At 69.2% G+C, this 22,798-nt stretch carries 22 protein-coding genes; 8 read left to right on the forward strand and 14 right to left on the reverse strand.

Translation table 11 applies throughout. From position 1 onward, the window contains the following. The first annotated feature begins 58 nt into the window (after window positions 1-58). The 4 genes from ACFVMC_RS24655 to ACFVMC_RS24670 all read left to right on the forward strand — a co-directional run bounded on the left by ACFVMC_RS24655 (window position 59) and on the right by ACFVMC_RS24670 (window position 4,847). Window positions 59-1,336, forward strand: coding sequence for a glycosyltransferase (locus tag ACFVMC_RS24655; RefSeq protein ID WP_379213895.1), 1,278 nt, complete (start codon window positions 59-61; stop codon window positions 1,334-1,336). Then, entirely contained in the window at window positions 1,333-3,282 is a 1,950-nt protein-coding gene (locus ACFVMC_RS24660; RefSeq protein WP_379213897.1) for a glycosyltransferase family 39 protein, read from the forward strand. Before ACFVMC_RS24655 ends, ACFVMC_RS24660 begins: the two co-directional genes overlap by 4 nt. A gap of 45 nt (window positions 3,283-3,327) precedes the next feature. Next, window positions 3,328-4,380 carry a hypothetical protein gene (locus ACFVMC_RS24665; RefSeq protein ID WP_379213898.1) on the forward strand — a complete coding sequence of 351 codons (1,053 nt, stop codon included), beginning with the start codon at window positions 3,328-3,330 and terminating at the stop codon, window positions 4,378-4,380. A gap of 101 nt (window positions 4,381-4,481) precedes the next feature. After that, a complete protein-coding gene (locus ACFVMC_RS24670) occupies window positions 4,482-4,847 on the forward strand; it encodes a hypothetical protein (RefSeq protein ID WP_379213900.1) in 366 nt (121 codons plus the stop codon). Between the two features lie 4 nt (window positions 4,848-4,851). Here the strand turns inward: ACFVMC_RS24670 and ACFVMC_RS24675 are convergent, their stop codons facing one another. Genes ACFVMC_RS24675 through ACFVMC_RS24705 form a run of 7 tightly spaced genes read right to left on the reverse strand, consistent with a single transcriptional unit; the run spans window position 4,852 to window position 13,867 of the window. Beyond that, complete coding sequence (locus ACFVMC_RS24675; protein WP_379213902.1) at window positions 4,852-5,460, reverse strand: TetR/AcrR family transcriptional regulator; 609 nt, start codon at window positions 5,458-5,460, stop codon at window positions 4,852-4,854. Window positions 5,461-5,465: 5 nt separating this feature from the next. After that, window positions 5,466-6,242, reverse strand: coding sequence for an enoyl-CoA hydratase family protein (locus ACFVMC_RS24680; protein WP_379213904.1), 777 nt, complete (start codon window positions 6,240-6,242; stop codon window positions 5,466-5,468). Between the two features lie 15 nt (window positions 6,243-6,257). Continuing rightward, window positions 6,258-7,418: an acyl-CoA dehydrogenase family protein gene (locus tag ACFVMC_RS24685; RefSeq protein WP_379213906.1), complete on the reverse strand. Its 1,161-nt coding sequence runs from the start codon at window positions 7,416-7,418 to the stop codon at window positions 6,258-6,260. 2 nt (window positions 7,419-7,420) lie between these two features. Continuing rightward, window positions 7,421-9,415 carry a biotin carboxylase N-terminal domain-containing protein gene (locus ACFVMC_RS24690; RefSeq protein WP_379213908.1) on the reverse strand — a complete coding sequence of 665 codons (1,995 nt, stop codon included), beginning with the start codon at window positions 9,413-9,415 and terminating at the stop codon, window positions 7,421-7,423. Then, window positions 9,415-11,013, reverse strand: a complete 1,599-nt coding sequence (locus ACFVMC_RS24695; protein ID WP_379213910.1) for an acyl-CoA carboxylase subunit beta — start codon at window positions 11,011-11,013, stop codon at window positions 9,415-9,417. Before ACFVMC_RS24695 ends, ACFVMC_RS24690 begins: the two co-directional genes overlap by 1 nt. Continuing rightward, the gene (locus ACFVMC_RS24700; protein ID WP_379213912.1) at window positions 11,010-12,158 is read right to left on the reverse strand and encodes an acyl-CoA dehydrogenase family protein; all 1,149 of its coding nucleotides are present in this window, start codon (window positions 12,156-12,158) and stop codon (window positions 11,010-11,012) included. Before ACFVMC_RS24700 ends, ACFVMC_RS24695 begins: the two co-directional genes overlap by 4 nt. Beyond that, window positions 12,155-13,867, reverse strand: a complete 1,713-nt coding sequence (locus ACFVMC_RS24705; RefSeq protein WP_379213914.1) for an acyclic terpene utilization AtuA family protein — start codon at window positions 13,865-13,867, stop codon at window positions 12,155-12,157. Before ACFVMC_RS24705 ends, ACFVMC_RS24700 begins: the two co-directional genes overlap by 4 nt. 165 nt (window positions 13,868-14,032) lie before the next feature. Here ACFVMC_RS24705 and ACFVMC_RS24710 point away from each other — a divergent pair, with 165 nt between their 5' ends. After that, window positions 14,033-14,191 carry a hypothetical protein gene (locus tag ACFVMC_RS24710; protein WP_379213916.1) on the forward strand — a complete coding sequence of 53 codons (159 nt, stop codon included), beginning with the start codon at window positions 14,033-14,035 and terminating at the stop codon, window positions 14,189-14,191. Here the strand turns inward: ACFVMC_RS24710 and ACFVMC_RS24715 are convergent. The 3 genes from ACFVMC_RS24715 to ACFVMC_RS24725 all read right to left on the reverse strand — a co-directional run bounded on the left by ACFVMC_RS24715 (window position 14,188) and on the right by ACFVMC_RS24725 (window position 17,148). Beyond that, the gene (locus ACFVMC_RS24715; protein WP_379214087.1) at window positions 14,188-14,952 is read right to left on the reverse strand and encodes an adenylate/guanylate cyclase domain-containing protein; all 765 of its coding nucleotides are present in this window, start codon (window positions 14,950-14,952) and stop codon (window positions 14,188-14,190) included. The two genes, ACFVMC_RS24710 and ACFVMC_RS24715, sit on opposite strands and share 4 nt — an antisense overlap. 490 nt (window positions 14,953-15,442) lie before the next feature. After that, window positions 15,443-16,216: an ABC transporter permease gene (locus tag ACFVMC_RS24720; protein WP_379213918.1), complete on the reverse strand. Its 774-nt coding sequence runs from the start codon at window positions 16,214-16,216 to the stop codon at window positions 15,443-15,445. Next, on the reverse strand, window positions 16,216-17,148 hold the full coding sequence (locus tag ACFVMC_RS24725; protein ID WP_379213920.1) for an ABC transporter ATP-binding protein: 933 nt from the start codon (window positions 17,146-17,148) through the stop codon (window positions 16,216-16,218). The genes ACFVMC_RS24720 and ACFVMC_RS24725 overlap by 1 nt, the downstream gene beginning before the upstream one ends. A 197-nt stretch (window positions 17,149-17,345) precedes the next feature. On the opposite strand from ACFVMC_RS24725, the gene ACFVMC_RS24730 reads away from it, so the two are divergent. Together ACFVMC_RS24730 and ACFVMC_RS24735 are read left to right on the forward strand one after the other, a co-directional pair. Continuing rightward, window positions 17,346-18,131 (forward strand): alpha/beta fold hydrolase, encoded by a 786-nt coding sequence (locus ACFVMC_RS24730; protein WP_379213922.1) that lies wholly within the window; start codon window positions 17,346-17,348, stop codon window positions 18,129-18,131. Window positions 18,132-18,140: 9 nt separating this feature from the next. After that, window positions 18,141-18,875 (forward strand): TetR/AcrR family transcriptional regulator, encoded by a 735-nt coding sequence (locus ACFVMC_RS24735; RefSeq protein WP_379213924.1) that lies wholly within the window; start codon window positions 18,141-18,143, stop codon window positions 18,873-18,875. A gap of 1 nt (window position 18,876) precedes the next feature. Here the strand turns inward: ACFVMC_RS24735 and ACFVMC_RS24740 are convergent, their stop codons facing one another. The 4 genes from ACFVMC_RS24740 to thiO all read right to left on the reverse strand — a co-directional run bounded on the left by ACFVMC_RS24740 (window position 18,877) and on the right by thiO (window position 22,022). Continuing rightward, complete coding sequence (locus ACFVMC_RS24740) at window positions 18,877-19,872, reverse strand: diiron oxygenase (protein WP_379213925.1); 996 nt, start codon at window positions 19,870-19,872, stop codon at window positions 18,877-18,879. Window positions 19,873-19,958: 86 nt separating this feature from the next. Beyond that, the gene (locus tag ACFVMC_RS24745) at window positions 19,959-20,711 is read right to left on the reverse strand and encodes a thiazole synthase (RefSeq protein ID WP_379214089.1); all 753 of its coding nucleotides are present in this window, start codon (window positions 20,709-20,711) and stop codon (window positions 19,959-19,961) included. 1 nt (window position 20,712) lies between these two features. Beyond that, window positions 20,713-20,931 carry a sulfur carrier protein ThiS gene (gene thiS, locus ACFVMC_RS24750; protein ID WP_379213927.1) on the reverse strand — a complete coding sequence of 73 codons (219 nt, stop codon included), beginning with the start codon at window positions 20,929-20,931 and terminating at the stop codon, window positions 20,713-20,715. Further along, window positions 20,928-22,022, reverse strand: a complete 1,095-nt coding sequence (gene thiO / locus ACFVMC_RS24755) for a glycine oxidase ThiO (protein ID WP_379214091.1) — start codon at window positions 22,020-22,022, stop codon at window positions 20,928-20,930. Before thiO ends, thiS begins: the two co-directional genes overlap by 4 nt. A gap of 76 nt (window positions 22,023-22,098) precedes the next feature. Here thiO and thiE point away from each other — a divergent pair, with 76 nt between their 5' ends. Further along, complete coding sequence (gene thiE, locus ACFVMC_RS24760; RefSeq protein WP_379213928.1) at window positions 22,099-22,797, forward strand: thiamine phosphate synthase; 699 nt, start codon at window positions 22,099-22,101, stop codon at window positions 22,795-22,797. Window position 22,798: the final 1 nt, after the last annotated feature.

Here is a 22,798-nt window from a genome sequence, read left to right on the forward strand (position 1 = left end):
AGCGACCTCACAGCGGAGTCGGAGGCTGGCGCCAGCCCCGGCGGCGAGGGTGGTCGTCATGACCACTGCACCCACTCGCGAACCCGCGACCGCGCGGACCGCGCCGATCCGGCCCGTGCTGGATGTCGTGATTCCCGTCTACAACGAGGAGCGGGATCTCGGCGACTGCGTCCGCCGGCTGCACGCCCACCTGCGCGACGGTTTCCCCTTCCCCGCCCGCATCACCATCGCCGACAATGCCAGCACCGACGGCACGCTCGCCGTCGCGCGGCGGCTCGCCGCCGAACTCGGCGATCTGCGCGTACTGCATCTGGACGCCAAGGGCCGCGGCCGCGCACTCCGGGCGGCCTGGGAGCACTCCGACGCGGCCGTGCTCGCCTACATGGACGTGGACCTGTCCACCGATCTGAACGCCCTGCTGCCGCTCGTCGCACCGCTGGTGTCCGGGCATTCAGACCTGGCCGTCGGCACCCGGTTGAGCGCGGCGTCGCGGGTGGTGCGCGGCCCCAAGCGCGAGTTCATCTCCCGCTGCTACAACCTACTGCTGAAAACCACACTGCGGGCGGGCTTCTCGGACGCGCAGTGCGGCTTCAAGGCGATCCGCGCCGAGGTGGCGCGCGAACTGCTGCCGCTGGTCCGCGACGGTGAGTGGTTCTTCGACACCGAACTGCTGGTGCTGGCCGAACGGGCCGGACTGCGCATCCACGAGGTGCCGGTGGATTGGATCGACGATCCCGACAGCCGCGTCGACATCCTCGACACCGCGCGCAAGGACTTGATCGGCATCGGGCGGCTGAGCCGGGCGCTGGCCACCGGGGTGCTGCCCCTGGCCGAGCTGCGCCGGTCGATGGGGCGCGAGCCACTGGTGCCGGGCGTGCCGTTGGGCATGGTCGGCCAGCTGGTGCGCTTCGCGCTGGTCGGGGTGCTGAGCACGGCCGCCTACCTGTTGCTGTATCTGCTGCTGCAACCGGTAACCGGGCCGCAGGCCGCGAATCTGCTTGCCCTGCTGATCACCGCGATCGGGAATACGGCGGCCAACCGAGCCTTCACCTTCGGTGTGCGCGGCTCGAACGGCGCTGTGGCAGACCAGCTTCAGGGCCTGGTCCTGTTCGGCATCGGCCTCGCGCTGACCGGCGGATCGCTGTTCGCACTGCACCGCTGGGCCGCCGGCGCACCGATTCAGCTGGAGCTGCTGGTTCTGGTGGGCGCGAATCTCGTGGCCACCCTGCTCCGGTTCGTCGGGCTGCGCTGGGTCTTCCGCGCGCATGGCGGATCCGAGCGGTACGCGGCCGCCGAACGGCTCGCGGGTCCGGCCGACCGGGAGGGCGACCGATGACCGCCACCCTGAACCGTCCGGCGGCACACCGCGCGGCGGAACCGTCGCGGCGTGAGTTCCGCTGGGAGAAACCGGCATTGGCCGCGTTGCTGCTCGGCACGCTGGTCGCCTACCTGATCAATCTCAGCGCGAACGGCTGGGCGAACTCCTTCTATTCGGCTGCGGTGCAGGCGGGTTCGGAGTCGTGGAAGGCGTTCTTCTTCGGCTCCTCGGACGCCGCGAACGCCATCACGGTCGACAAACCACCCGCGTCGCTATGGCTGATGGAACTGTCGGTCCGCGTGTTCGGGCTGAGCAGCTGGAGCATGCTGGTCCCGCAGGTGCTGCTCGGCGTGGCCTCGGTGGCGCTGCTGTGGGCCACCGTGCGCCGCCCGTTCGGCCCGGCCGCCGGTCTGCTGGCCGGGTTGGCGCTGGCCGTGACCCCCGTCGCGGCGCTGATGTTCCGGTTCAACAATCCCGAGGCGCTGCTGGTGTTCCTGATGGTCGCCGCGGCCTGGGCGATGACCCGCGCGCTCGCCGACGGCCGCACCCGCTGGCTGGTGCTGACCGGGGTGTGCATCGGATTCGGTTTCCTGACAAAGCAATTACAAGTGCTGCTGGTCGTTCCCGCGCTGGCCCTGGCCTATCTGATCGCCGGGCCGCCGAAGCTGGGCACCCGGCTCTGGCAGCTGCTGGCCGCCGGTGCGGCCATGGTGGTCGCGGCCGGCTGGTGGCTGCTGGCGGTCGAACTCTGGCCGGCCGACGCACGGCCGTGGATCGGTGGTTCGCAAGCGAATTCGATTCTGGAGCTGACCCTCGGCTACAACGGTCTCGGCCGGCTGAACGGCAACGAGACCGGCAGCGTCGGCGCCGGTGGCGCGGAACTACCGCCCGGCGGCAATGGCATGTGGGGCACGACCGGCATCACCCGCATGTTCGACGCCGCGCAGGGCGGGCAGATCGCCTGGCTGATCCCGGCCGCCCTGGTGGCCCTGGTCGCGGGAATCCTGTTGCGCGGCAAGGCTACTCGCACCGATCAGCGCCGCGCGGCGCTGATCCTCTGGGGCGGCTGGCTGCTGGTGACCGGTCTGGTGTTCAGCTTCATGGCGGGCATCTTCCACCAGTACTACACGGTGGCGCTGGCTCCGGCCGTGGCCGCGCTGGCCGCAGCAGGCGCGGTGCAGTTGTGGCGCGCCCGGGATCGCTGGTGGCCCCGCCTCACCCTGGCCGCCGGCATCGGTGTCACCGCCGCGACCTCCTGGGTATTGCTCTCGCGCAGTGCGGATTTCGTGCCGTGGCTGCGCTGGGCGGTGCTGATCACGGGTGGATTCGCGGTGCTCGCGGTGCTGGTACGCAAGCTCACGCTGGTCAGCGCCGTGGCCGTGGCGTGCGTCGGCCTGGCCGGCCCCGTGGCCTACAGCATCGACACGATCGCCTCCGCGCATCAGGGCTCGATTCCGACCGCAGGCCCCGACGCGGGCGGGCACGGTATGCGCGGGCCGGGCGGACCCCAGGGCCTGCCGGACGACGGCGCCGCCCAGGGCCCCGACGGCCGGAACCCGCGCCCGGACGGGATGACTCGCGCACCCGGCGACCGTGGCGGTCCCGGACTGCTGCAAGCCGCCACGCCCGGCGCCGAGGTGATCGCGCTGCTCGAACGCGACAGCGACGACTTCGTCTGGGCCGCGGCCACGGTCGGTTCGCAGAACGCCTCGGGCTACCAGCTGGCCACCGAACTGCCGGTCATGGCGATCGGCGGCTTCAACGGCAGCGATCCGTCGCCCACCCTGGCGCAGTTCGAAACCTATGTCGCGGAAGGCCGAATCCACTACTTCATCGCCGGCCAGAGCGGCGGTCCGGGCGGCGGCACGGGCGCCTCGGCCGAGATCAGCGCATGGGTGCAGGAGAACTTCACGCCCGTGGTGGTCGACGGTGTGACGCTCTACGACCTGACCGCACCGCGCTGACCCGCCGGTCGACAGGCCACCCGAGCAACGGTTAGGGTGGCCCGCGTGACCGGGGTGAGGAACGAATTTCGTACAGCGATAGCGGATTTCGGGGTCGCGGTCCGCGGCATCGATCCCGGGAAGATGCAGCGCGCGCACGGTGAACTCGGGCAGCAGTTCACTATCGCGTCGCCGGAAGACCACGTGTACGGCGGCCCGGAACTGGCCCGGCTGCTCAACGACGTCCCCTTCAGTGCGCGCGGCGCGGTCGCGGTCATGATCGGCGCGTGCGTGGAGAGCGGCGCCGATCCGGTGGCGTGCGCGCCGAAGGTGCTGGCCAACCTGGCCCGCAATCTCGAACACGGCCTGGAGTTCGTGCGGACCTGGCAGACCGAGGCCGCCGAGCACGACCTGCCCGACCCGACGCAGCCGCCGCCCATTCCGTTCGAGGACCTGACCGACGCGATCGACTCCGACGCCGTCTTCGCCTGGTGGGGATTGCCGAACTGGGAGCTGGCGGGTCTGGCCATGCTGCAGCGTCCGGAGGTCCGCAGACGGCTCGGACCGATCCGGCAGCTGCTGCGCGAGCGCTACGACGCCTTCTCCGAGGTCTCCGGCCGCTGGGACAAGTGCGTCGACTACGTGCTGAAAGTGCTCGACGACGAACCGCTGGTGGTCTTGCACCGCGAAACCGGCACCGGCTACCGCCTGCGCATGTCGGGCATGGGCGACAACTTCCAGTTGCACACCCTGCTCGCCGACGCGCTGATCGGCGGCGGCCATCTGCCGGGCGAGGCGCCGCAGCCGGAGGCGGTCGCGGCCTGCATCGACGCCGAGGGCATGGTGCCGAGCTACGGCGCGTTCAACTTCGTCTCGCCCGACGGCTCCTGGATCTGGAACGAGGGCACCCCCTGGGACATCCCGGTGATCGACGGCGTCCGGCTGCTCGTGCTGGACCCGGAGCCGTACCGGCGGACCTGGCCGGCCGGGCGGTTCTTCCCGTACATGCCCGGCGAGCTGGTGTTCGAGCGGACGCTGTCCGAGCAGGAGGCAGCGGCCTGGTTCGCCCATGTGCGACCGGCCCGAACGCCCGGCGGCGACCCCGAGGACTCGGACTGAGATGCCCGAATTCCTGGACTGCACCGGGCAATTGGGACATTATGGTGCGCGGACCTGAACACCCTCGGGTCGACCGCGCTTTCGACTGATCAGGGACTCGCGTGAACACCTTCAAGATTTTGGCTCGCTCCGTACTCGGCATCGTTGTCGCCGTGCTGCTCACCGTCGGCTTCGCCGGCGGCGCGACCGCCGAGCCCGCACCGGCGCCCGCGCCGGTCGCCGCGGCGCCGACGGAAGTGTCCCCCGAGGTGCTCGAGCTGATCGCCGCCTGCATGCCCCCCGGCGACAGCCTCGAACTCCGCACCGGGCTGGGCCTGGTGGTCGGCACCACCCTGGGGTTCATCGCGGGCCTGCCGGTCTTCATCTTCGGCTCCATCCCCGGCGCGATGATCGGCGCCGTGATCGGCGCCATGGCCGGATCGACCTCCTACGCGCTCGAGGCCGGGGCGGCGCCGCAGCACTGCTGAGCGGTCAGCGCGTCAGCGCGGTGTGCAGCGTGGCCGACCACTGCTCGACGATGTCCTTGCGCCGCGCGGAATCATCGGTGAGCACGTCGGCCAGACCAAGCCCGCGCGCCAGATCCAGCGTGGCCTGCACCAGGTGATGCGCGACCGGATCGGAGTCGTCGACGCCGAGCGCCTCCACGGCGCGACGGTGCGCGATCCGGCCGAACTTGGCTTCCAGCGGCATGATTCGCTCACGCAGCACCGGATCGGCGGCGGCGTGCGTCCACACCTGGAGCGCCGCTTTGAACAGCGGTGAGGTGTAGGAGTCGACCAGGCCCGCCACCACGGCCTGGGTCCGGCTCGCCCCCGCGTCGACCTCGGCCAGCGCCAGCGCCTCGGACTTGGACTGCGCCATCCGGGTATCGAACATGTACTCGAGCGCCCCGGTGATCAGATCCTCCCGGGTCGGGAAATGATGCTGGGCCGCACCGCGCGACACCCCGGCCCGCTCGGCGACCACCGACACGGTGGCGGCCGCCCAGCCGCGCTCGGCCAGGCAGTCGATGGTCGCCTCGAGCAGCCGCTGCCGGGTGGCCCGGCTGCGGTCCTGCTTGGGTTCGTGCGGTGTCGCCATGGACCCTATTGTGCCCAGCTCGGCGGACGCCGCTGGAGGAAGGCCAGCATGCCCTCGCGTACCTCGTCGGTGCCGAAGAAGCTCGCCGAACGCCGCGCCAGCTCCTCGGCCGAATCATCGAACGCCGCCAGGATGCCGCCGTTGACCAGACTCTTGGCCTCGGCCAGCCCCTGCGGCGCGCCCTTGCGCAGCTCACCGCAGAGCCGGGCCACCTCGGCGGCCGGATCGTCGGCGGTGATCGAGACCAGGCCGATCCGCTGGGCGGTCTCGGCGTCGAATTTCTCACCGGTGAGATAGAACCGGCTGGCCGCGCGCGGATCCAGGCGCGGCAGCAGGGTGAGCGAGATCATGAACGGCGCCAAGCCGATCCGCACCTCGGTCAGCGCGAACGAGCTGCCGGGCCCCGCGACCACCAGATCGCAGGCCGCCACGATGCCCATGCCGCCGGCTCGCACGTTGCCGTCGATCTGGGCGACGACCGGCTTCGGAATCTCCACCAGCCGCCGCAGCACCCCGATCATGACGCGCGTGCGCTCATCGGCGGCCGCCGCCGGATCCGCGTTGCTCGCCTCGCTGAGATCAGCACCCGCGCAGAAGGTATTGCCGGTGTGCGCCAGCACGATCCCGCGCACGTCCGGATCCGCCCACGCCCGATCCAGCCCCTGCAGCAGTTCGGCCACCAACCGCGACGACAGCGCGTTGCGGTTGTGTGGCGAATCCAGGGTCAGGACCGCGAAACCGGCGCGCAATTCGTAGCGCACATAGGGTGCGGACTCGCTCATCGCGTCTCCTTCGGGTCAGTACGACTTGGGCAGGCTCAGCGAGAACTGCGCCACGAAGTTGAGCACCATCTCCCGGCTCACCGGGGCGATGCGGCCGATCCGCGCGGCGGCCAGCATGGCGGCCAAGCCCACGTCGCGGGTCAGGCCCGCACCGCCGTGCGTCTGGATGGCCTGGTCCAGCGCCTTGATATTGGCTTCCGCCGCAGCGTATTTCGCCATGTTCGCGGCCTCGGCCGCGCCCATCTCATCGCCCGCGTCGTAGAGCGTGGCCGCCTTCTGCATCATCAGCTTGGCCAGCTCGGTCTCGATCTTGACCTGGGCCAGCGGATGCGAGATGCCCTGGTGCGCGCCGATCGGGGTCTTCCAGACCGTGCGCTCCTTGGCGTAGGCCACCGCCTGGTCGATGGCGTAGCGCGCACCGCCGACGGCCATGGCCGCGCCCATGATCCGCTCCGGATTCAGACCGGCGAACAGCTGCATGAGCGCCGCGTCCTCCTTGCCGACCAGCGCCGACCCGGGCAGCCGGACATCATCGAGGAACAGCGTGAACTGATGGTCCGGTTCGATGATGTCCATTTCCTGGGGCGTCTTGTGGAAGCCCGGCGCGTCGGTGGGCACGATGAACAGGGCCGGCTTGAGCTTGCCGGTCTTGTGGTCCTCGGTGCGCGAGACGATGAGCACGGCCTCGGCCTGATCGACGCCGGAGATGAAGATCTTGCGGCCGTTGAGGATCCAGTCGCCGCCGTCACGGCGGGCCGTGGTCGTGATCTGGTGCGAGTTGGAACCGGCGTCGGGCTCGGTGATGCCGAAGACCATCTTGCCGCTGCCGTCGGCCAGCTTGGGCAGCCAGTGCGACTTCTGCTCGTCGGTGCCGTACTTGGTGATGATGGTGCCGCAGATGGCCGGGGACACCACCATCAGCAGCAGGCCCGCGCCCTGGGCGGACAACTCCTCCTGCACCAGCGCCAGCTCGTACATGCCGGCGCCACCGCCGCCGTACTCCTCCGGCAGGTTCACCCCGAGGAAGCCGAGTTTGCCCGCCTCGGCCCACAGTTCGTCGAGCGGCTCGTTCTTGCGCGCCTTGGGGAGCACGTAGTCACGGTAGTTGAATTTGGCGGCCAGCGCGGCCACCGCCGCCCGCAGCGCCTTCTGCTCTTCGGTTTCGATGAAACTCATTGCTACTCCTGAACTTCGGCGGGCTCGACGACGGCGAGAACGGCTCCGATATCGACCTGCTGGCCGACTGTGACATTGAGGGCGGTCAGCACGCCCGCGGCGGGAGCGGCGATGGTGTGCTCCATCTTCATCGCCTCCAGCCACAGGATCGGCTGGCCCGCCTCGACCCGGCTGCCGACCTCGGCGCCCACCCGGATGACGCTGCCCGGCATGGGCGCCAGCAGCGATCCGGTGGCCACCTGGTCGGCCGGATCGCTGAAGCGCGGCAGCTTGCGCACGGCCACCGGGCCCAGCGGCGAATCGACGCAGACCAGGTCGTCGTAGCGGGCGATGTCGAATTGCCGGCGCACCGGGCCGCGCTCGCCCGGCACCGCCAGCACCACCCGATCCGGTGCGGCCTCGAGGACCTCGAGGCCGTCGTGGCCTTCGACGGTGACGGCGTGGCGGCCGAAACGATAGGCAACCTCGTGCACACCGCTGGTGCGGCTCTCGTAGGACTTGCGCTGCGACTGCGCGGGCAGGTTGCGCCAGCCGCTCGGCAGGCCGCCCACCACCCGGGCGGACCTGCGGTTCGCGACCGCGTCGGCCAGCGCGGCCGCCACGATCGACAGCGCCTCGTCCGCCTCGGACGCCAAAGGCGCTGCGAGCGTGTCCAATCCGTGGGTCGCGAAGAACGCGGTATCGGTGTCACCGGCCAGGAACGCCGGATGCCGCAGCACCCGCACCAGCAGATCACGATTGGTGACCAGGCCGTGGATGGCGGCGCGCTGGAGCGCGGCGGCCAGCAGCCGGGCGGCCTCGTCCCGGGTCTGGCCGTAGGCGATCACCTTGGCCAGCATCGGGTCGTAGTGCACGCCGACCACCGAGCCGTCGACCACACCGGTGTCCAGCCGCACACCGGCACGGTCCAGCAGATCGAATTCCGTTGCCACCAGAGGGATGTCGAGTCGGTGCACGGTGCCGCTCTGCGGCTGCCAGTCCTGCGCCGGATCCTCGGCGTAGAGGCGGACCTCGATGGAATGACCGCGCATGACCGGCGGTTCGGCGGCGAGCCGCCCGCTCGCCGCGATATCCAGTTGCAGCCGAACCAGATCCAGCCCGGTGGTGCATTCGGTGACCGGATGTTCCACCTGGAGACGGGTATTCATCTCCAGGAAGAAGAACTCACCGGCCTCGTCGGCCAGGAACTCCACGGTGCCCGCGCCGGTGTAGCCGATCGCGCCCGTGGCCAGCCGCGCGGCCTCGAACAGCCGCTCGCGCATGCCGTCGATCCGCTGTACCAGCGGCGAGGGGGCCTCCTCGACCACCTTCTGATGCCGGCGCTGAATCGAGCACTCACGCTCGCCGACCGCCCAGATGCCGCCGTGCGCGTCGGCCATGACCTGGACCTCGATATGGCGTCCCGTCTCCAGGTAGCGTTCGCAGAACACGGTCGGATCGCCGAAGGCGGACTCGGCCTCGCGCCGCGCCGCCTCGAGCTGCGGGGTCAGCTCGGCCAGCTCACGCACCACCCGCATACCGCGGCCGCCGCCACCGGCGGAAGCCTTGATCAGCACCGGCAGGTGCGCGACAGTGACCTCGGCCGGATCCAATTCCGCCAGCACCGGCACCCCGGCCGCGTCCATCAGCTTCTTGGCGGCGACCTTGGAACCCATCTGCTCGATGGCCGCGACCGGCGGGCCGATCCACACCAGCCCGGCGGCCTGCACGGCCTGCGCGAAATCGGCGTTCTCCGAGAGGAATCCGTAGCCCGGATGGATGGCGTCGGCGCCGGCGGCCAGCGCCGCCTCGATGATCAGCTCGCCCCGGAGATAGGTCTGCGCGGGCGTGCTACCCGCAAGCCGCACGGCCGCATCGGCTTCGGCGACGTGCGGGGCGGCGGCATCGGCATCGGAGTACACCGCCACGGTACCCAAGCCCATGCGGCGACAGGTGGCGAAGACACGGCGGGCGATCTCACCGCGATTGGCGACCAAGACATTCGTGAGCACTGGCATCACATCCGGAAGACGCCGAAGCCCTCGGCGCCCTTGATCGGGGCATTGTGAATGGCGGACAACGCCATTCCCAACACCGTGCGGGTATCGCGCGGATCGATCACGCCGTCGTCGTAGAGCCGCCCCGACATGAACATCGGCAGCGATTCGGCCTCGATCTGCGCCTCGACCATGGCGCGCATCCCGGCATCGGCCTCCTCGTCGAACGGCATGCCCTTGGCCTCGGCCGCGGCCCGCCCGACGATGGAGATGACACCGGCCAGCTGCGCGCCGCCCATGACGGCGGATTTCGCACTGGGCCAAGCGAAGACGAAGCGCGGGTCGTAGGCGCGCCCGCACATGCCGTAGTGGCCCGCGCCGTAGGAGGCGCCCATGAGCAGCGAGATATGCGGCACCTTCGAATTGGAGACCGCGTTGATCATCATCGCGCCGTGCTTGATGATGCCCTTCTGCTCGAACTCCTTGCCAACCATGTAGCCGGTGGTGTTGTGCAGGAACAGCAGTGGCGTGTTCTTCTGGTTCGCCAGCTGGATGAACTGGGTCGCCTTCTGCGACTCCTCGGAGAACAGCACGCCGCGCGCATTGGCCAGAATGCCGACCGGGTAGCCGTGCAGCTCCGCCCAGCCGGTGACCAGGCTGCTGCCGTAGAGCGGTTTGAACTCGTCGAAATCGGAGCCGTCGACCACCCGGGCGATGACCTCGCGCGGGTCGAACGGGATCTTCAGATCGGCGGGGACGATGCCGAGCAGCTCCTCGGCGTCGAACAGCGGATCGATCACCTGCGCACGTGGACGCGGGCCCTTCTTCTCCCAGTTCAACCGCTTGACGATGGAGCGCCCGATCCGGATCGCGTCCTGCTCGTCGGCGGCCAGGTAATCGGCCAGGCCCGAGACCCGGGCGTGCATATCGGCGCCGCCGAGCGATTCGTCGTCGGATTCCTCACCGGTGGCCATCTTCACCAGCGGCGGGCCGCCGAGGAACACCTTGGAGCGTTCCTTGATCATCACGGTGTAGTCGGACATGCCGGGGATGTAGGCGCCACCCGCCGTCGAATTGCCGAAAACCAGTGCGATGGTGGGGATTCCGGCTGCGGAGAGCCGAGTCAGGTCCCGGAACATGCGCCCGCCGGGCACGAAGACTTCCTTCTGCGTGGGCAGATCGGCGCCACCGGATTCGACCAGGCCGATCACCGGCAGCCGGTTCTCCATCGCGATGTCGTTGATGCGCAGGTTCTTGCGCAGCGTCCATGGATTGGAGGTGCCGCCGCGCACGGTGGGATCCGGCGCCACGATGATGCACTCGACGCCCTCGACCACACCGATTCCGGCGATCACGCTGGCCCCGACATGGAAGTCGCTGCCCCAGGCCGCCAGTGGGCACAGTTCCAGGAACGGCGAATCCTCGTCGATGAGCAGTTCGATACGTTCGCGTGCGGTCAGCTTGCCGCGCTTACGATGCCGGGCCAGCTTGTCCGGACCGCCGCCCGCGATCGCCTTGGCGAACTCGGCTTCGATCTCGGTAAGCTTGCCGCTCATGGCTTCCGCGGCCGCCGTGTACTCCGGCGAACCGCTGTCGAGCGTGCTACGCAATGTAGTCAAGACTGGTACCCCAATCGTTTCGCCGCCAATCCGGTCAGAATCTCGGTGGTGCCGCCGCCGATGCCGAGGATCCGGATATCGCGGTACTGCCGCTCGATCTCGGATTCGCGCATGTAGCCCAGGCCGCCGAAAAGTTGCACGCCCTGATTGGCCACCCACTCGGCGGCCTCCACGGCGGTGTTCTTGGCAAAGCAGACCTCGGCGATCAGGTCGGTCTCGCCGTCGGCGGCGCGTTCCACCACGGCGCGGGTGTAGACCCGGGCCACGTCGACCCGGCGCGCCATCTCGGTGACGGTGTTCTGCACCGCCTGGCGGCTGATCAGCGGGCGGCCGAAGGTCTCGCGGGCGCGCACCCACTCCAGGGTCAGGTCCAGGCAGCGCTGCGCCTGCGCGTACGCCTGCACCGCGAGCCCGACCCGCTCGCTGACGAACGCGCCCGCGATCTGGAAGAAGCCCGAATTCTCCGGCCCCACCAGGTTTTCCACCGGCACCCGGACATCCACGTAGGACAGCTCTGCGGTATCGGAGGCCAGCCAGCCCATCTTGTCCAGCTTGCGGCTGACCGTGAAACCGGGCGTGCCCTTCTCCACCACCAGCAGCGAGATGCCGCCGGACCCGGGGCCGCCGGTGCGCACGGCGGTCACCACGAAGTCGGCACGCACCCCGGAGGTGATGTAGGTCTTGGCGCCGTTGACGATGTAGTGATCGCCGTCGCGGCGGGCGGTGGTGGTCAGATGCCCCACGTCGGACCCGCCGCCGGGCTCGGTGATGGCCAGCGAGCCGATCTTCTCCCCCGCCAGCGTGGGCCGGGCGAAGCGTTCGATCAGGTCCTGATTGCCCGAGGCGATGATGTGCGGCACCGAGATACCGCAGGTGAACAGCGAGGCGAACAGCCCGCCGGAAGCGCCCGCCTGGTGCAGTTCCTCACAGACGATCATGGCATCGATGCCGTCACCGCCGGAACCGCCTGCGGCCTCGGGGAATTGGATGCCGAGCAGGCCGAGTTCACCGGCCTTCTTGTGCAGCTCCCGCGGGATCTCGCCGTCGCGCTCCCAGTCGTTGAGGTGCGGCAGAATCTCGCGATCCACGAAACCGCGTACGGTGGCGCGCAATTCGCGCCGCTCAGGTGAATTCCATGGACTCACGGCAACTCCAGGGGGATATCGACATGACGGGAGCGCAGCCATTCGCCGAGCCCCTTGGCCTGCGGGTCGAACCGGGCCTGATAGGCCACGCCCTGTCCGAGCAGTCCGGAGACGATGAAGTTCAGGGCGCGCAGATTCGGCAGCACATGCCGGGTGACCGGCAGCGCCGCGGTTTCCGGCAGCAGTTCGCGCAGCTTGTCGGCGGTGAGCGTGTGCACCAGCCAGCGCCACTGCTCCTCGGTGCGGACCCAGACGCCGATATTGGCGTCGCCGCCCTTGTCACCGCTGCGGGCCAGGGCGATCGTGCCGAGCGGGGCTCGCCGGGTCGCACCGGCGGGCAGCGGTTCCGGATGCTCCGGCTCCGGAACCGGCTGCAAGGCAAGAGTTTCGGTCGCGGCGGCGATATCGATCCGGGCGCCGTCCGGCAGCACCGCGATATGCGGCACCTCGACGGCGTCGACGAACCCGGGCGTATACACGCCGTACGGAGATCCGTTGCCCGGCAGGGTCGTAAAGCTGCACCCCGGGTAGCTGGCCAGCGCCAGTTCGACCGCGACATTGGAGAACGCGCGCCCGACCTTGTTCGGGTCCGGATCGCGGACCACACAGCGCAGCAGCGCGCTGGCCTGCTCCTCGGTCTCCGCGTCCGGCCGGTCCAGCCGGGCCAGCGTCCATTCCAGTTCGGCGGGCCGCACCGGCAGCCAGGACTCCAGCTGATGTTGCGCCAGTTCGGCTTTCGCCTCGATCTCCAGCCCGGTGAGCACGAATTCCATCTCGTTGCGGAATCCGCCCAGGGTGTTCAGCGACACCTTCAATTGTGGCGGCGGCGCCTCGCCGGTCACACCGCTGATCAGCACCCGATCCGCGGCCTGCTGGGTCAGCCGGATCCGGTCGAGCCGGGTGGTGACATCGGGGCCCGCGTAGCGCGCGCCCTGGATCTCGTACATGAGCTGGGCCTGCACGGTATCCACGGTGACCGCGCCGCCGGTGCCGTCGTGCTTGGTGATGACGCAGCTGCCGTCGGCGCGCAGCTCGGCAATCGGGAAGCCGGGGCGGCCCAGATCGGCGAGCTCGGTGAAGAAGGCGAAGTTGCCGCCGGTGGCCTGGGTACCGCACTCGATCACATGGCCCGCCGCCACCGCGCCCGCCAGCTGGTCGTAATCGGTTCGGCCCCAGCCGAAGTGGGCCGCGGCGGGGCCGACGACCACGGAGGCGTCGGTGACCCGGCCGGTCACCACGATGTCGGCGCCCGCGTTCAGGCATTCCACAATGCCCCAGGCGCCCAGGTAGGCATTGGCCGTGAGCGGCGCGCCCAGGCCGAGTTCGCCCGCGCGGCCGAGTAGGTCGTCCCCCTCGACGTGCGCGATCTTGGCGTCCAGCCCCAGATCGGCGGCCACCTTGCGCAGCTCGGCCGCCAGCCCGGCCGGGTTCAGCCCGCCCGCGTTGGCGACGATGCGTACCTTGCGTTCCAGCGCCAGCGCCAGGCACTCGCGCACCTGGCGCACGAAGGTCTTGGCGTAGCCGAGGTCCGGATCCTTCATGCGGTCCCGGCCCAGGATCAGCATGGTCAGCTCGGCGAGATAGTCGCCGGTGAGCACGTCGAGCTGCCCGCCTTCGAGCATCTCGCGCATGGCGCCCAGCCGATCACCGTAGAACCCGGAACAGTTGCCGACCCGGAGGACATCCGGGTCGGCGGCCAGCATTCCCATTTCGCTGGAGCCTCCTCAGCTCGGCGCGGTTCGCTTCCGGAAACCAGCATCACATCCGGACAAGAAAAAAGCAAGCATGCGTGCTTGTTAATTGTTAACGCAGGTAGCGGGCCTGTTCACCGACCCCGCGCGAGGTGCGCAGGCCCACCCGGCAGAATCGGACGAATGTCCACCGACGTCACCGTAATCCTGCTGCTCGCCCTGTCCGGGTTCCTGGCGGGCGGGGCCTACTCGCTCTGGAAGACAACCCGCCCGCTGGCCGTCGCGCTCGGCGTCTGCGCCGTACTGGCGGCGGGCGGCGCCCTCGCCTGGGGGCTGGGCTAGGTTCCCGACAGGCGGTAGATACGCAGATCCTCCGGCACCCCGCTGAGCGGCGCGGCGAAGAAACTGCGGCGGTAGGGCTTCACCGCGTACCCCAGCTCGGTCAGCGTCTCCGGCCGCAGCGAATTCAAGGTCGCCTCCGACAGCATGGTGTTGCCATTGCCGCCGGCCTCCATCACCCGGGCCGCGATCGTCACATCGACACCGAGCCAGTCACCGCCGATCTCGCGCGGCGAACCGGTATGCAGGCCGATCCGCATCTGGGGACGATACCCATCGATGCTCACGTCGGCGAGATTGCGCTTGGCCTGGATCGCGGCCTTCACCGCGCGATCGGCAGAGGTGAACACCGCCATCAGACCATCACCCATGCGTTTGACCACCTGACCGCCACGGTCGGCGATCGGCGGCTCGATGGCCTTGGCGACGCCGCGCAGCAACTCCAGCGTCGCCTCGTCACCAGCCGAGAGCGACCAGCGCGAGAACGCGACCAGGTCGGTGAACATCACAGTTACTTCCGCGTTACCGCGGCCGCGGCCCACCCGCTCCAGCATCGCCTGCCACACCTGCAGCGCGCCGAAACCGATCTCGCGGGCGGCGCTCGGCGTATCGCCGACCAGCTTGTCCGCGGCGCGGGCCACCGCCCGGGCGCCACCGGGGCCCGAAACCGACAGCGGATCACCGAAAGACGGGTCACCGGGCAGCTGTTCGCGCGCCCGGCGCAGCACGCCGATGAAATCCGGGCGCTGATTCGTGGCGGCCATCAGCGCGGACAGCTGCCCGCGCCGGAAGTACTGGCCCCCGCGCCGCGGCGGCCGCGGCTCATCGGACGGTTCGAGCGGTATGCCGACTTCGGGCGAATCGCCCCCGATGTCTTCCGGCTCCGGTACGGGTTCACTACCGCCGGAAGGTGTATCCCTCACGCCCCGAGCGTAGCTCAGGAATTCCGGCATCGGCAGGTCACTCGGCATCGTCAAGGCACTACCCCACTATCGGTCGATGCGGGCCCCGCGCTGCACCCGACGATGGATAACTAGAGGCTTGCTCGTCTCGACGGTACGGGGTGCTACCCGAAGTATGCGCGAGTGCGATAAGCATCACGGCCCGGCACGGACGAATCCGTGCCGGGCCGTGCTGGTCACACCGACCACCGGGCAGTGGCGATCGAATGCGATCGGAGTACGCGGACCTCCCGACAAGGTCGCGGCCTCCAACCCGAGTGGCGAGGGAAGCTACCCGGGTGGATTCGAAAGGTCAGGCGTCACGCTTGTTCACGCTGTACAGCGCCGCGCCGAACACCACCGCCACGAAGACCGCGAAATAGAGCAGGCTGCCCCACGGACCCCAGTGGTACTTGGTGCTGATATCACCGGCCGCCGAGAAGAACCGCTGCCCATTGCCGAACGGCAGGAACGGGGCGATGTTCTTCGACACCCATGGCAGACCCGTGATCAAACTCTCGATCAGCAGCGGCCACAGCACCAGCAGCGAGATCGCCGCCGCCGACTGCCGGACCAGCACACCCACCGCGACCGCCAGCACCACACACAGCAGCGCGTAGATCGGCACACCGTAGATCTGCCGCCAGGAATCGGCGTCCGGAATCGAAAGCAGCGGCTTCAGTTCCGGTTTCGCGATCGCCTTGGTCAGCACGTAGGCCACCCCGACGAGCGCCGCGGTGAGCAGCGCGCCGTACACGCCGAGCAGACCCGCCTTGGTCGAGATCACCCGCGCCCGGTGCGGCGTGGCCTGGAAAGTGGTGCGGATGATGCCGAACCGGTACTCGTTGGTCACCGCCAGCGCCGCCATGATGGTCAGCACCATGACACCGAGCCCCGCGACACCGCTGGCCGCCAGCGCGGGCGACATACCCGGTGCGCCCTCGGCGTTCTCGGTGCCGTAGGTGGCATTGGTGATCAGAGTGAACAGCAGGGGCAGGCCCACACCGACCAGGATCACGACCCCCGTGCACCACCAGGGTGAGCGGGTCGACGTGAGTTTGATGCGTTCCGCTGTCAACACGCCCATCAGAGCGCACCTCCCATCACATCGTCGAGACCGGCGCCGTGGTACTGCACGGCGCCACCGGTCATCCGCATGAACGCCTCCTCCAGCGAAGCCCGCTGCGGCGACAGCTCGAACAGCGTGATCTCGTTGGCGGCGGCCAGCTTTCCGACCGCCTCACTGGTGACGTCCACCGCGATCAACGCGTCCGCCCCCTCCTCGCGCACGGTCATCCCGTTGGAGGTCAGCAGGCTACGCAGCTGATCCAGCTGCGGACTGCGCACCCGCACCGTCGATTCCGATGCCTTCTCGATGAATTCCTTGGTGCTGGAATCGGAGATCAGCTTGCCGCGCCCGATCACCACCAGATGTTCGGCGGTCTGCGCCATCTCCGAGAGCAGATGACTCGACACCAGTACTGTGCGGCCCTCACCGGCCAGCCGCTGCATGAAGCGTCGGATCCACAGGATGCCCTCCGGGTCCAGGCCATTGACCGGCTCGTCGAACAGCAGCACCTGCGGATCGCCGAGCAGCGCACCCGCCAGGCCCAGCCGCTGCGACATACCGAGCGAGAAACCGCCCGCCGCCTTGCCCGCGACCTCCGACAGGCCGACCAGCTTGAGCACCTCGTCCACCCGCGACGCCGGAATATCGTTGGTCGCCGCCATCCAGCGCAGATGCGAGCGCGCCGACCGATTCGGATGCACCCACTTGGCGTCCAGCAGCGCGCCGACAGCCCGCAGCGGATTCTCCAGCTCGTGATATGGCTTGCCATTGATCAGTGCCGTGCCCGCGGTCGGCTGGTCCAAGCCCAGAATCATCCGCATGGTCGTCGATTTGCCAGCGCCGTTCGGTCCAAGGAAGCCGGTCACCTGTCCGGGATGGACGGTGAACGAGAGATCCTGAACCGCGGGGATCTGGCCATAGTGTTTGGTCAGGCCCTTCAGTTCGATCATGCCCCCAGCATCGCGCACAATCGTCACCAGCGCGTCAGCACAAGGTGCCGAGTCGCGTCATCATTCAGGATGATCACGCGGACGATGTTGCTACAGGTTGTGACACAAACTTTCCGGGTAGAACCACGAGACGGATGTCAGGAGCCGCATCAGATCTGTGTCAGGTCGGTATCAGGCGGGTTCGCGACTGTATTCACATGAGCAACGCAGCGAACAACACCACCTGGACCGGCATGATCTCGGTCGAGGACACCGCCCTCTACGTCACCGACACCGGAGGCTCCGGGCAGCCGGTGGTCTACCTCAACGGCGCCTACGCCGACCAGTCGCATTGGAAGAAGGTGGTCGGCGATCTCGGAGACGGATACCGGCACATTCGCTTCGACGAACGGGCTCGGGGCAAGTCGAAGCAATCCGCGGACTACTCCTTCGCGGCCTGCCTGCGCGATATCGACGCGGTACTCGCGGCCAGGGGCGTCGACGGCCCGGTGATACTGGTGGGCTGGTCCTATGGCGGGGTGCTGGGCTGGCATTGGGCCGACCGCAACCCCGGCCGCGTCCTCGGGGTCGTCACCGTCGACGCCTTCCCTTACGGTCTGACCGGGGAAGAGGGCGCCGAGCGGATCCGCAGGCTGTTCCACAAGATGCGGTTCCTGTTGCCGCTGACCCGCCCGTTCGGGATGGCCGCGCGGATGAGCGCCGCCGAGCACGCCGAGACCAATATCGAACTCAACGAGATCGCCGCCGCCAGCGTGGCGGTACTCGAGCGGGCGACCCGCCCGGTGCGGTTCGTCCTGGCCACCGGCGACAGCCTCGGCAGCGAGAAGGACGAGATGGAGACCAACCGGGCCGTGCTCGACCCGATCATCGCCGCCAACCCGAATGTCACGATCAGCGCGAAGGTCCCCAGCAATCACTCCAAGATCCTGCGCAAGGACTCCCCTGCCGTCGCCGACGCCGTCCGCGCCACCGTTGCTCGCTAGACTCGCGGTGTGCCGATTGCCGAGCCCGCCGCGCCGAGTGCCGTCGAAGGGCGGCGGGCGCGGTGGCAGCCGCACAACGATCGACGGCAAGAGCAGATCATCGCGGCGACAATCGAATTGCTCGAAGCCGGACCGGCCGGGGCCGAGGTGGCGATGCAGTCGATCGCCGAACGGGCCGGGCTGGCGAAATCGGTGGTCTACCGGCAGTTCTCGGGGCGCGACGAACTGGATCGGCGGGTACGGTCGGCGATCTGCGTGCAATTCAGTGACACGCTCGACGCGGCGCTCGATATCGCGGGCGGGTCGATCCGGGAGATCCTCGACCGCACCGTGGCGGTGGTCGTCGAATGGTTCCAGACCCATCCTCGACTGCACGACTTCCTGCGGCGCGGCCCCGCGGTGGGCGACCCGGACGACATCGATGCCGCGACCAGTCTCGCGACAACCACGGCCGCCCGCACCCAGCGGCTGGTATCGGGGCTGGCGGGCGTGGTCGGCGTCGTGGACGAGCCGGCCATCGACACCATGACCTTCGCCATCGTGTCGATGGTCGAGGCGACGGTGACCCGATGGGCGCGCGACCCCGAACCGGCCCTGAGCCGCACGCAGCTGGTGCGCACGGTGGCCGGATACGCGTGGAGCGTGCTCGACGCCGTCGCCCGCGATCACCGTCTCGACCTGGACCCGGACCGGCCCCTGCTCGAGGTGCTTGCCGAACTCGCCGAAGCCGGCCGGCCCGCCTGAACTACCCCGCGGCGCGCATCCCGCGTTCCGGTTCGCTCCGATACCGCGAAACCGGGCCATCGATGTGCAGCAGCGACCACAGCGGTCTGGTGATCGGATTCAGCAGCCCGAGGTCGGTGGCGAGCTTGCGCATATCGCCGAAATACCCGGACAGGATGCGGCGCGACGGCGGCGCCTGCCAGAACGCCTCCCGCATCACCTGCTCGGGAATGTCGAACTGCCGCGCGAACGACCGCGGCGGAGCCATGATCTCGCCCGCCAGCCAGCGCATGGCCAGCGGAAAAGCCAGGGCGCACACCGCTTTCGACGCCGGGTTCATCCTGGCCAGATGCGCCGCCAGGAACTCACCCGCGAACGAGATATGCCTGGCCTCCTCGGCGATATGGATCTGCATGGTGCGCAGCACCGCCGGCGGCACCGAATCACCGTCGCGGATCAGCGCCTTCTGATAGTGATCGATCGGCTCCTCGCCGCCCAGGATGCCGATGAACAGGATGACGTGCGCGTAGCCGCCGGCCACCCCGATATAGGGCGACAGCATCCGGAACAGCCGCCGCATACCGGGCACGTCCACCCCGATGCGGTTCACCAGTTCCTGGAACATCTGGATGTGGTTGCACTCTTCGGTCATCTCGTGCAGGCAGTACCTGAACTCCGGCGACCCGTTGGGCAACTTCATGATGTACTGCATCATCCCGCGGATCAGGATGCTCTCGAAGGCCGCGCCCACCTTGATCACGTTGGTGGTACGCCATTTGCCGATCTCGATCTGCCGCGCCAGCGGCTGGCTCCGATACCAGCTCGTCGCGCCCAGCGGATCGAATTCCGGGGAGAGCACCCAGCGCGGGTCGTCCGGATCTATCTCGAATTCCGGTGCGTCCCAGTCGATATCGAGATATGGGTCGAAGCGGCGGTGTACCGAGCCGTCCGACAGGGTCGCGAGGGCATCGCGGTAATCCTGGTCGAACAGCTCGCCAGCCGATTGTGACAGCGTCATCGGTGTCTCCTCGTTCGGGGCCGATTCCAGGATATATGGGACTCAGAGTCCCACACAACCGTTCCGGCGCGGAGAAACCGGCGATCTCAGCGCGCGGGCGAGGACGCCTGCGCCCAGAAACGCTTGGGAATCCGGCCCGCTCGCCGGGCGAGATACCCCGCCCGCACGGCATCGGCCATGGCGGCGGCCATCAGCGCGGGAAGCTGCGCGCGGGTGACCGCGGTCGCCAGCAGCACCGCCGAACAACCCAGCTCCATCGCCAACGCCGCGTCACTGGCGGTACCGATCCCCGCGTCCAAGATGACCGGCACGCCCGCGGCAGCCACGATCATCTCGATATTGTGCGGATTACCGACACCCAGACCCGTGCCGATCGGCGCGCCCAGTGGCATGACCGCGACACAGCCGGCGTCCTCCAGCCGGCGCGCCAGCACCGGGTCGTCATTGGTGTAGGGCAGCACAGTGAACCCGTCATCCACCAACTGCTCGGCGGCGGCGAGCAATTCGACCGGATCGGGTAGCAGCGTGCGCTCGTCGAACACCACCTCGAGCTTCACCCAGTTCGTGTCCAGCGCTTCCCGCGCCAACCGCGCGGTGAGCACCGCCTCCGCGGCCGTACGGCAGCCCGCGGTATTCGGCAGCGGCATGATGCCCAAGCGCTTCAGCAGATCCAGTACGCCGGTACCGCCCGCCGCGTCCACACGGCGCATGGCCACGGTGGTCAGCTCGGTGCCCGAGGCCAGCAGCGCCTCCTCCAGCACGGCCAGGCTCTCCGCCCCACCGGTACCCATGATCAGGCGCGAACCGAACTCGCGATCGGCGATCCGCAACGGCTCCAGCTCAGCCACCCTGAACCGCCGTCAGCACCTCGATGTTCCAGCCACGGCCGACCGGCTCGTCCCAGCGGGATTTCGGGAACACGGCGCCGTCCACCGCCAGGGCCACGCCCTGACACGGCAGGTCCAGCCGGCCCAACAGCTCACGCACCGTGAGCGCCTGCGCGAACTCGTGGTCCTGCCCGTTCACGGTGACGCCGATCGGGACCGATAGCGCGGTCATCGAATACCTCCTGTGGATGATGCGAGCGACGCGGGTGGCGTCGCGAAACGCTGCGGGGCGGCGGATCGCGCGTCCGGCAGCGGAGTTCCGGCCAGCTCGCCGAGCACCGCCTCGACGGTGAGCGGCGTGGTCAGCATGCCGTTGCGGCCGTGGCCGGTGGCGACCACGATCCGGTCGGAATACCGGCCGATCAGCGGCAGATTGTCCGGGGTGCCGGGGCGCGAACCGGAGTTCGCCTCAGACAGTTCGTATTCGGCGATGCCGGGCAGGATGGTCTCGGCGTCGGCGATCAGATCGCGCACCCCGCCGACGGTCACGGTGGTGTCGAATCCGGCCTCGTACTGGGTCGCGCCGACCACGAGGCCGTCGCCGCGCGGCACCAGGTACACCGGCCTGCCGTGCACCCGCGCGCGAATCACCCGGCGCGGTACCGGCGTCGCCCCCGGGCGGTGGCGCAACCGCAAAATCTCGCCCTTGACCGGGCGGACCGGCAGCTCCGGCAGCAGCCGGGCCGAGGCGGCGCCCGCCGCCAGCACGATCTGATCGAAATCCAGCGCGGCCAGGTCGGCCACGGTCTCCGGACGCACCCGCACCCCGGCGGCGGCACCGGCCGCGTGCAACCCGCGCAGCAGCCGGCGGTTGTCGACGGCAGGTTCGGCGGCGGCCAGCAGCCCGGCGCGCACGGTGCGGGCCAGCGCGGGTTCCAGCGCACGTACCCCGGCCCGGTCCAGTAGCTCGAGTTCGTGACCGTGTTCGCCCACCCAGTCGGCGATGGTGCGCAGGTCGGCGGCATCGGCGGCATCGAGGGCCACGGTCAGCGTCTGGTCGGCGACCATGACATCCACGCCGGTGGCGGCGTGCAACCGGGCGGCGAACTCGGGCCAGCGGGCCAGCGCCGCCGCACCGAACTCCAGCACCCGATCCTCGCCGGGCCAGCCCTCCGACAGCGGGGCGAGCATGCCACCTGCCACCCAGGAGGCGCCGGAACCAGCGGCGGGATCGAACAGGGTGACCGACCAGCCGGCCTCGGCGGCCTGCCAGGCCACCCCCTGCCCGATGGCGCCGCCACCGACGACAGCCAGCGTGCGCATGCCGTTCACCGCCTCCTGTGCCTTTTCCACCCCCGCCATCTCGCATCCCAACGGTAGCGCGGCTACCGTCGAAGGAGTGCAACCGTCCCATCAGAAAAGATCACTTTCCCCGAGAGAAAGGCTGGCAAGCGCGCGGCTGTATCTATGCACCGACGCCCGCCGGGAGAAAGGGGATCTGGCCAAATTCGCCGACGCGGCGCTGGCCGGCGGGGTGGACATCATCCAGCTCCGGGACAAAGGCTCACCCGGTGAACAGCAATTCGGGCCGCTGGAAGCCAAGGCCGAACTCGGTGCACTGGCCGAACTGAAGGCCGCTGCCCGCCGGCACGGCGCGCTGTTCGCGGTCAACGATCGCGCCGACATCGCGCTCGCCGCCGGAGCCGACGTGCTGCACCTGGGCCAGGGCGATCTGCCGCCCTGGTACGCGCGGCGCATCCTCGGCCCCGACGTGGTGATCGGACGCTCCACCCACAATCGCGCACAGGCCGGACTGGCCGCGATCGACGAGCACATCGACTACTTCTGCACCGGACCGGTGTGGGCGACCCCGACCAAACCCGGACGCACGCCCTCCAGCATCGATCTGATCCGGTCCACCGCAGACGGACATCCGATGCGGCCCTGGTTCGCGATCGGCGGCATCGACGCGAGCCGGGTGCCCGAGGTGCTGGCCGCCGGCGGCGATCGGATCGTGGTGGTCCGGGCGATCACCGACGCGCGAGATCCGGAAGCGGCCGCGCGGGAGCTGAAAGCGGCGCTGCTGGCGAACGCCTAGC

This window comes from Nocardia sp. NPDC127579 (assembly GCF_042672005.1).
Taxonomy (GTDB): domain Bacteria; phylum Actinomycetota; class Actinomycetes; order Mycobacteriales; family Mycobacteriaceae; genus Nocardia.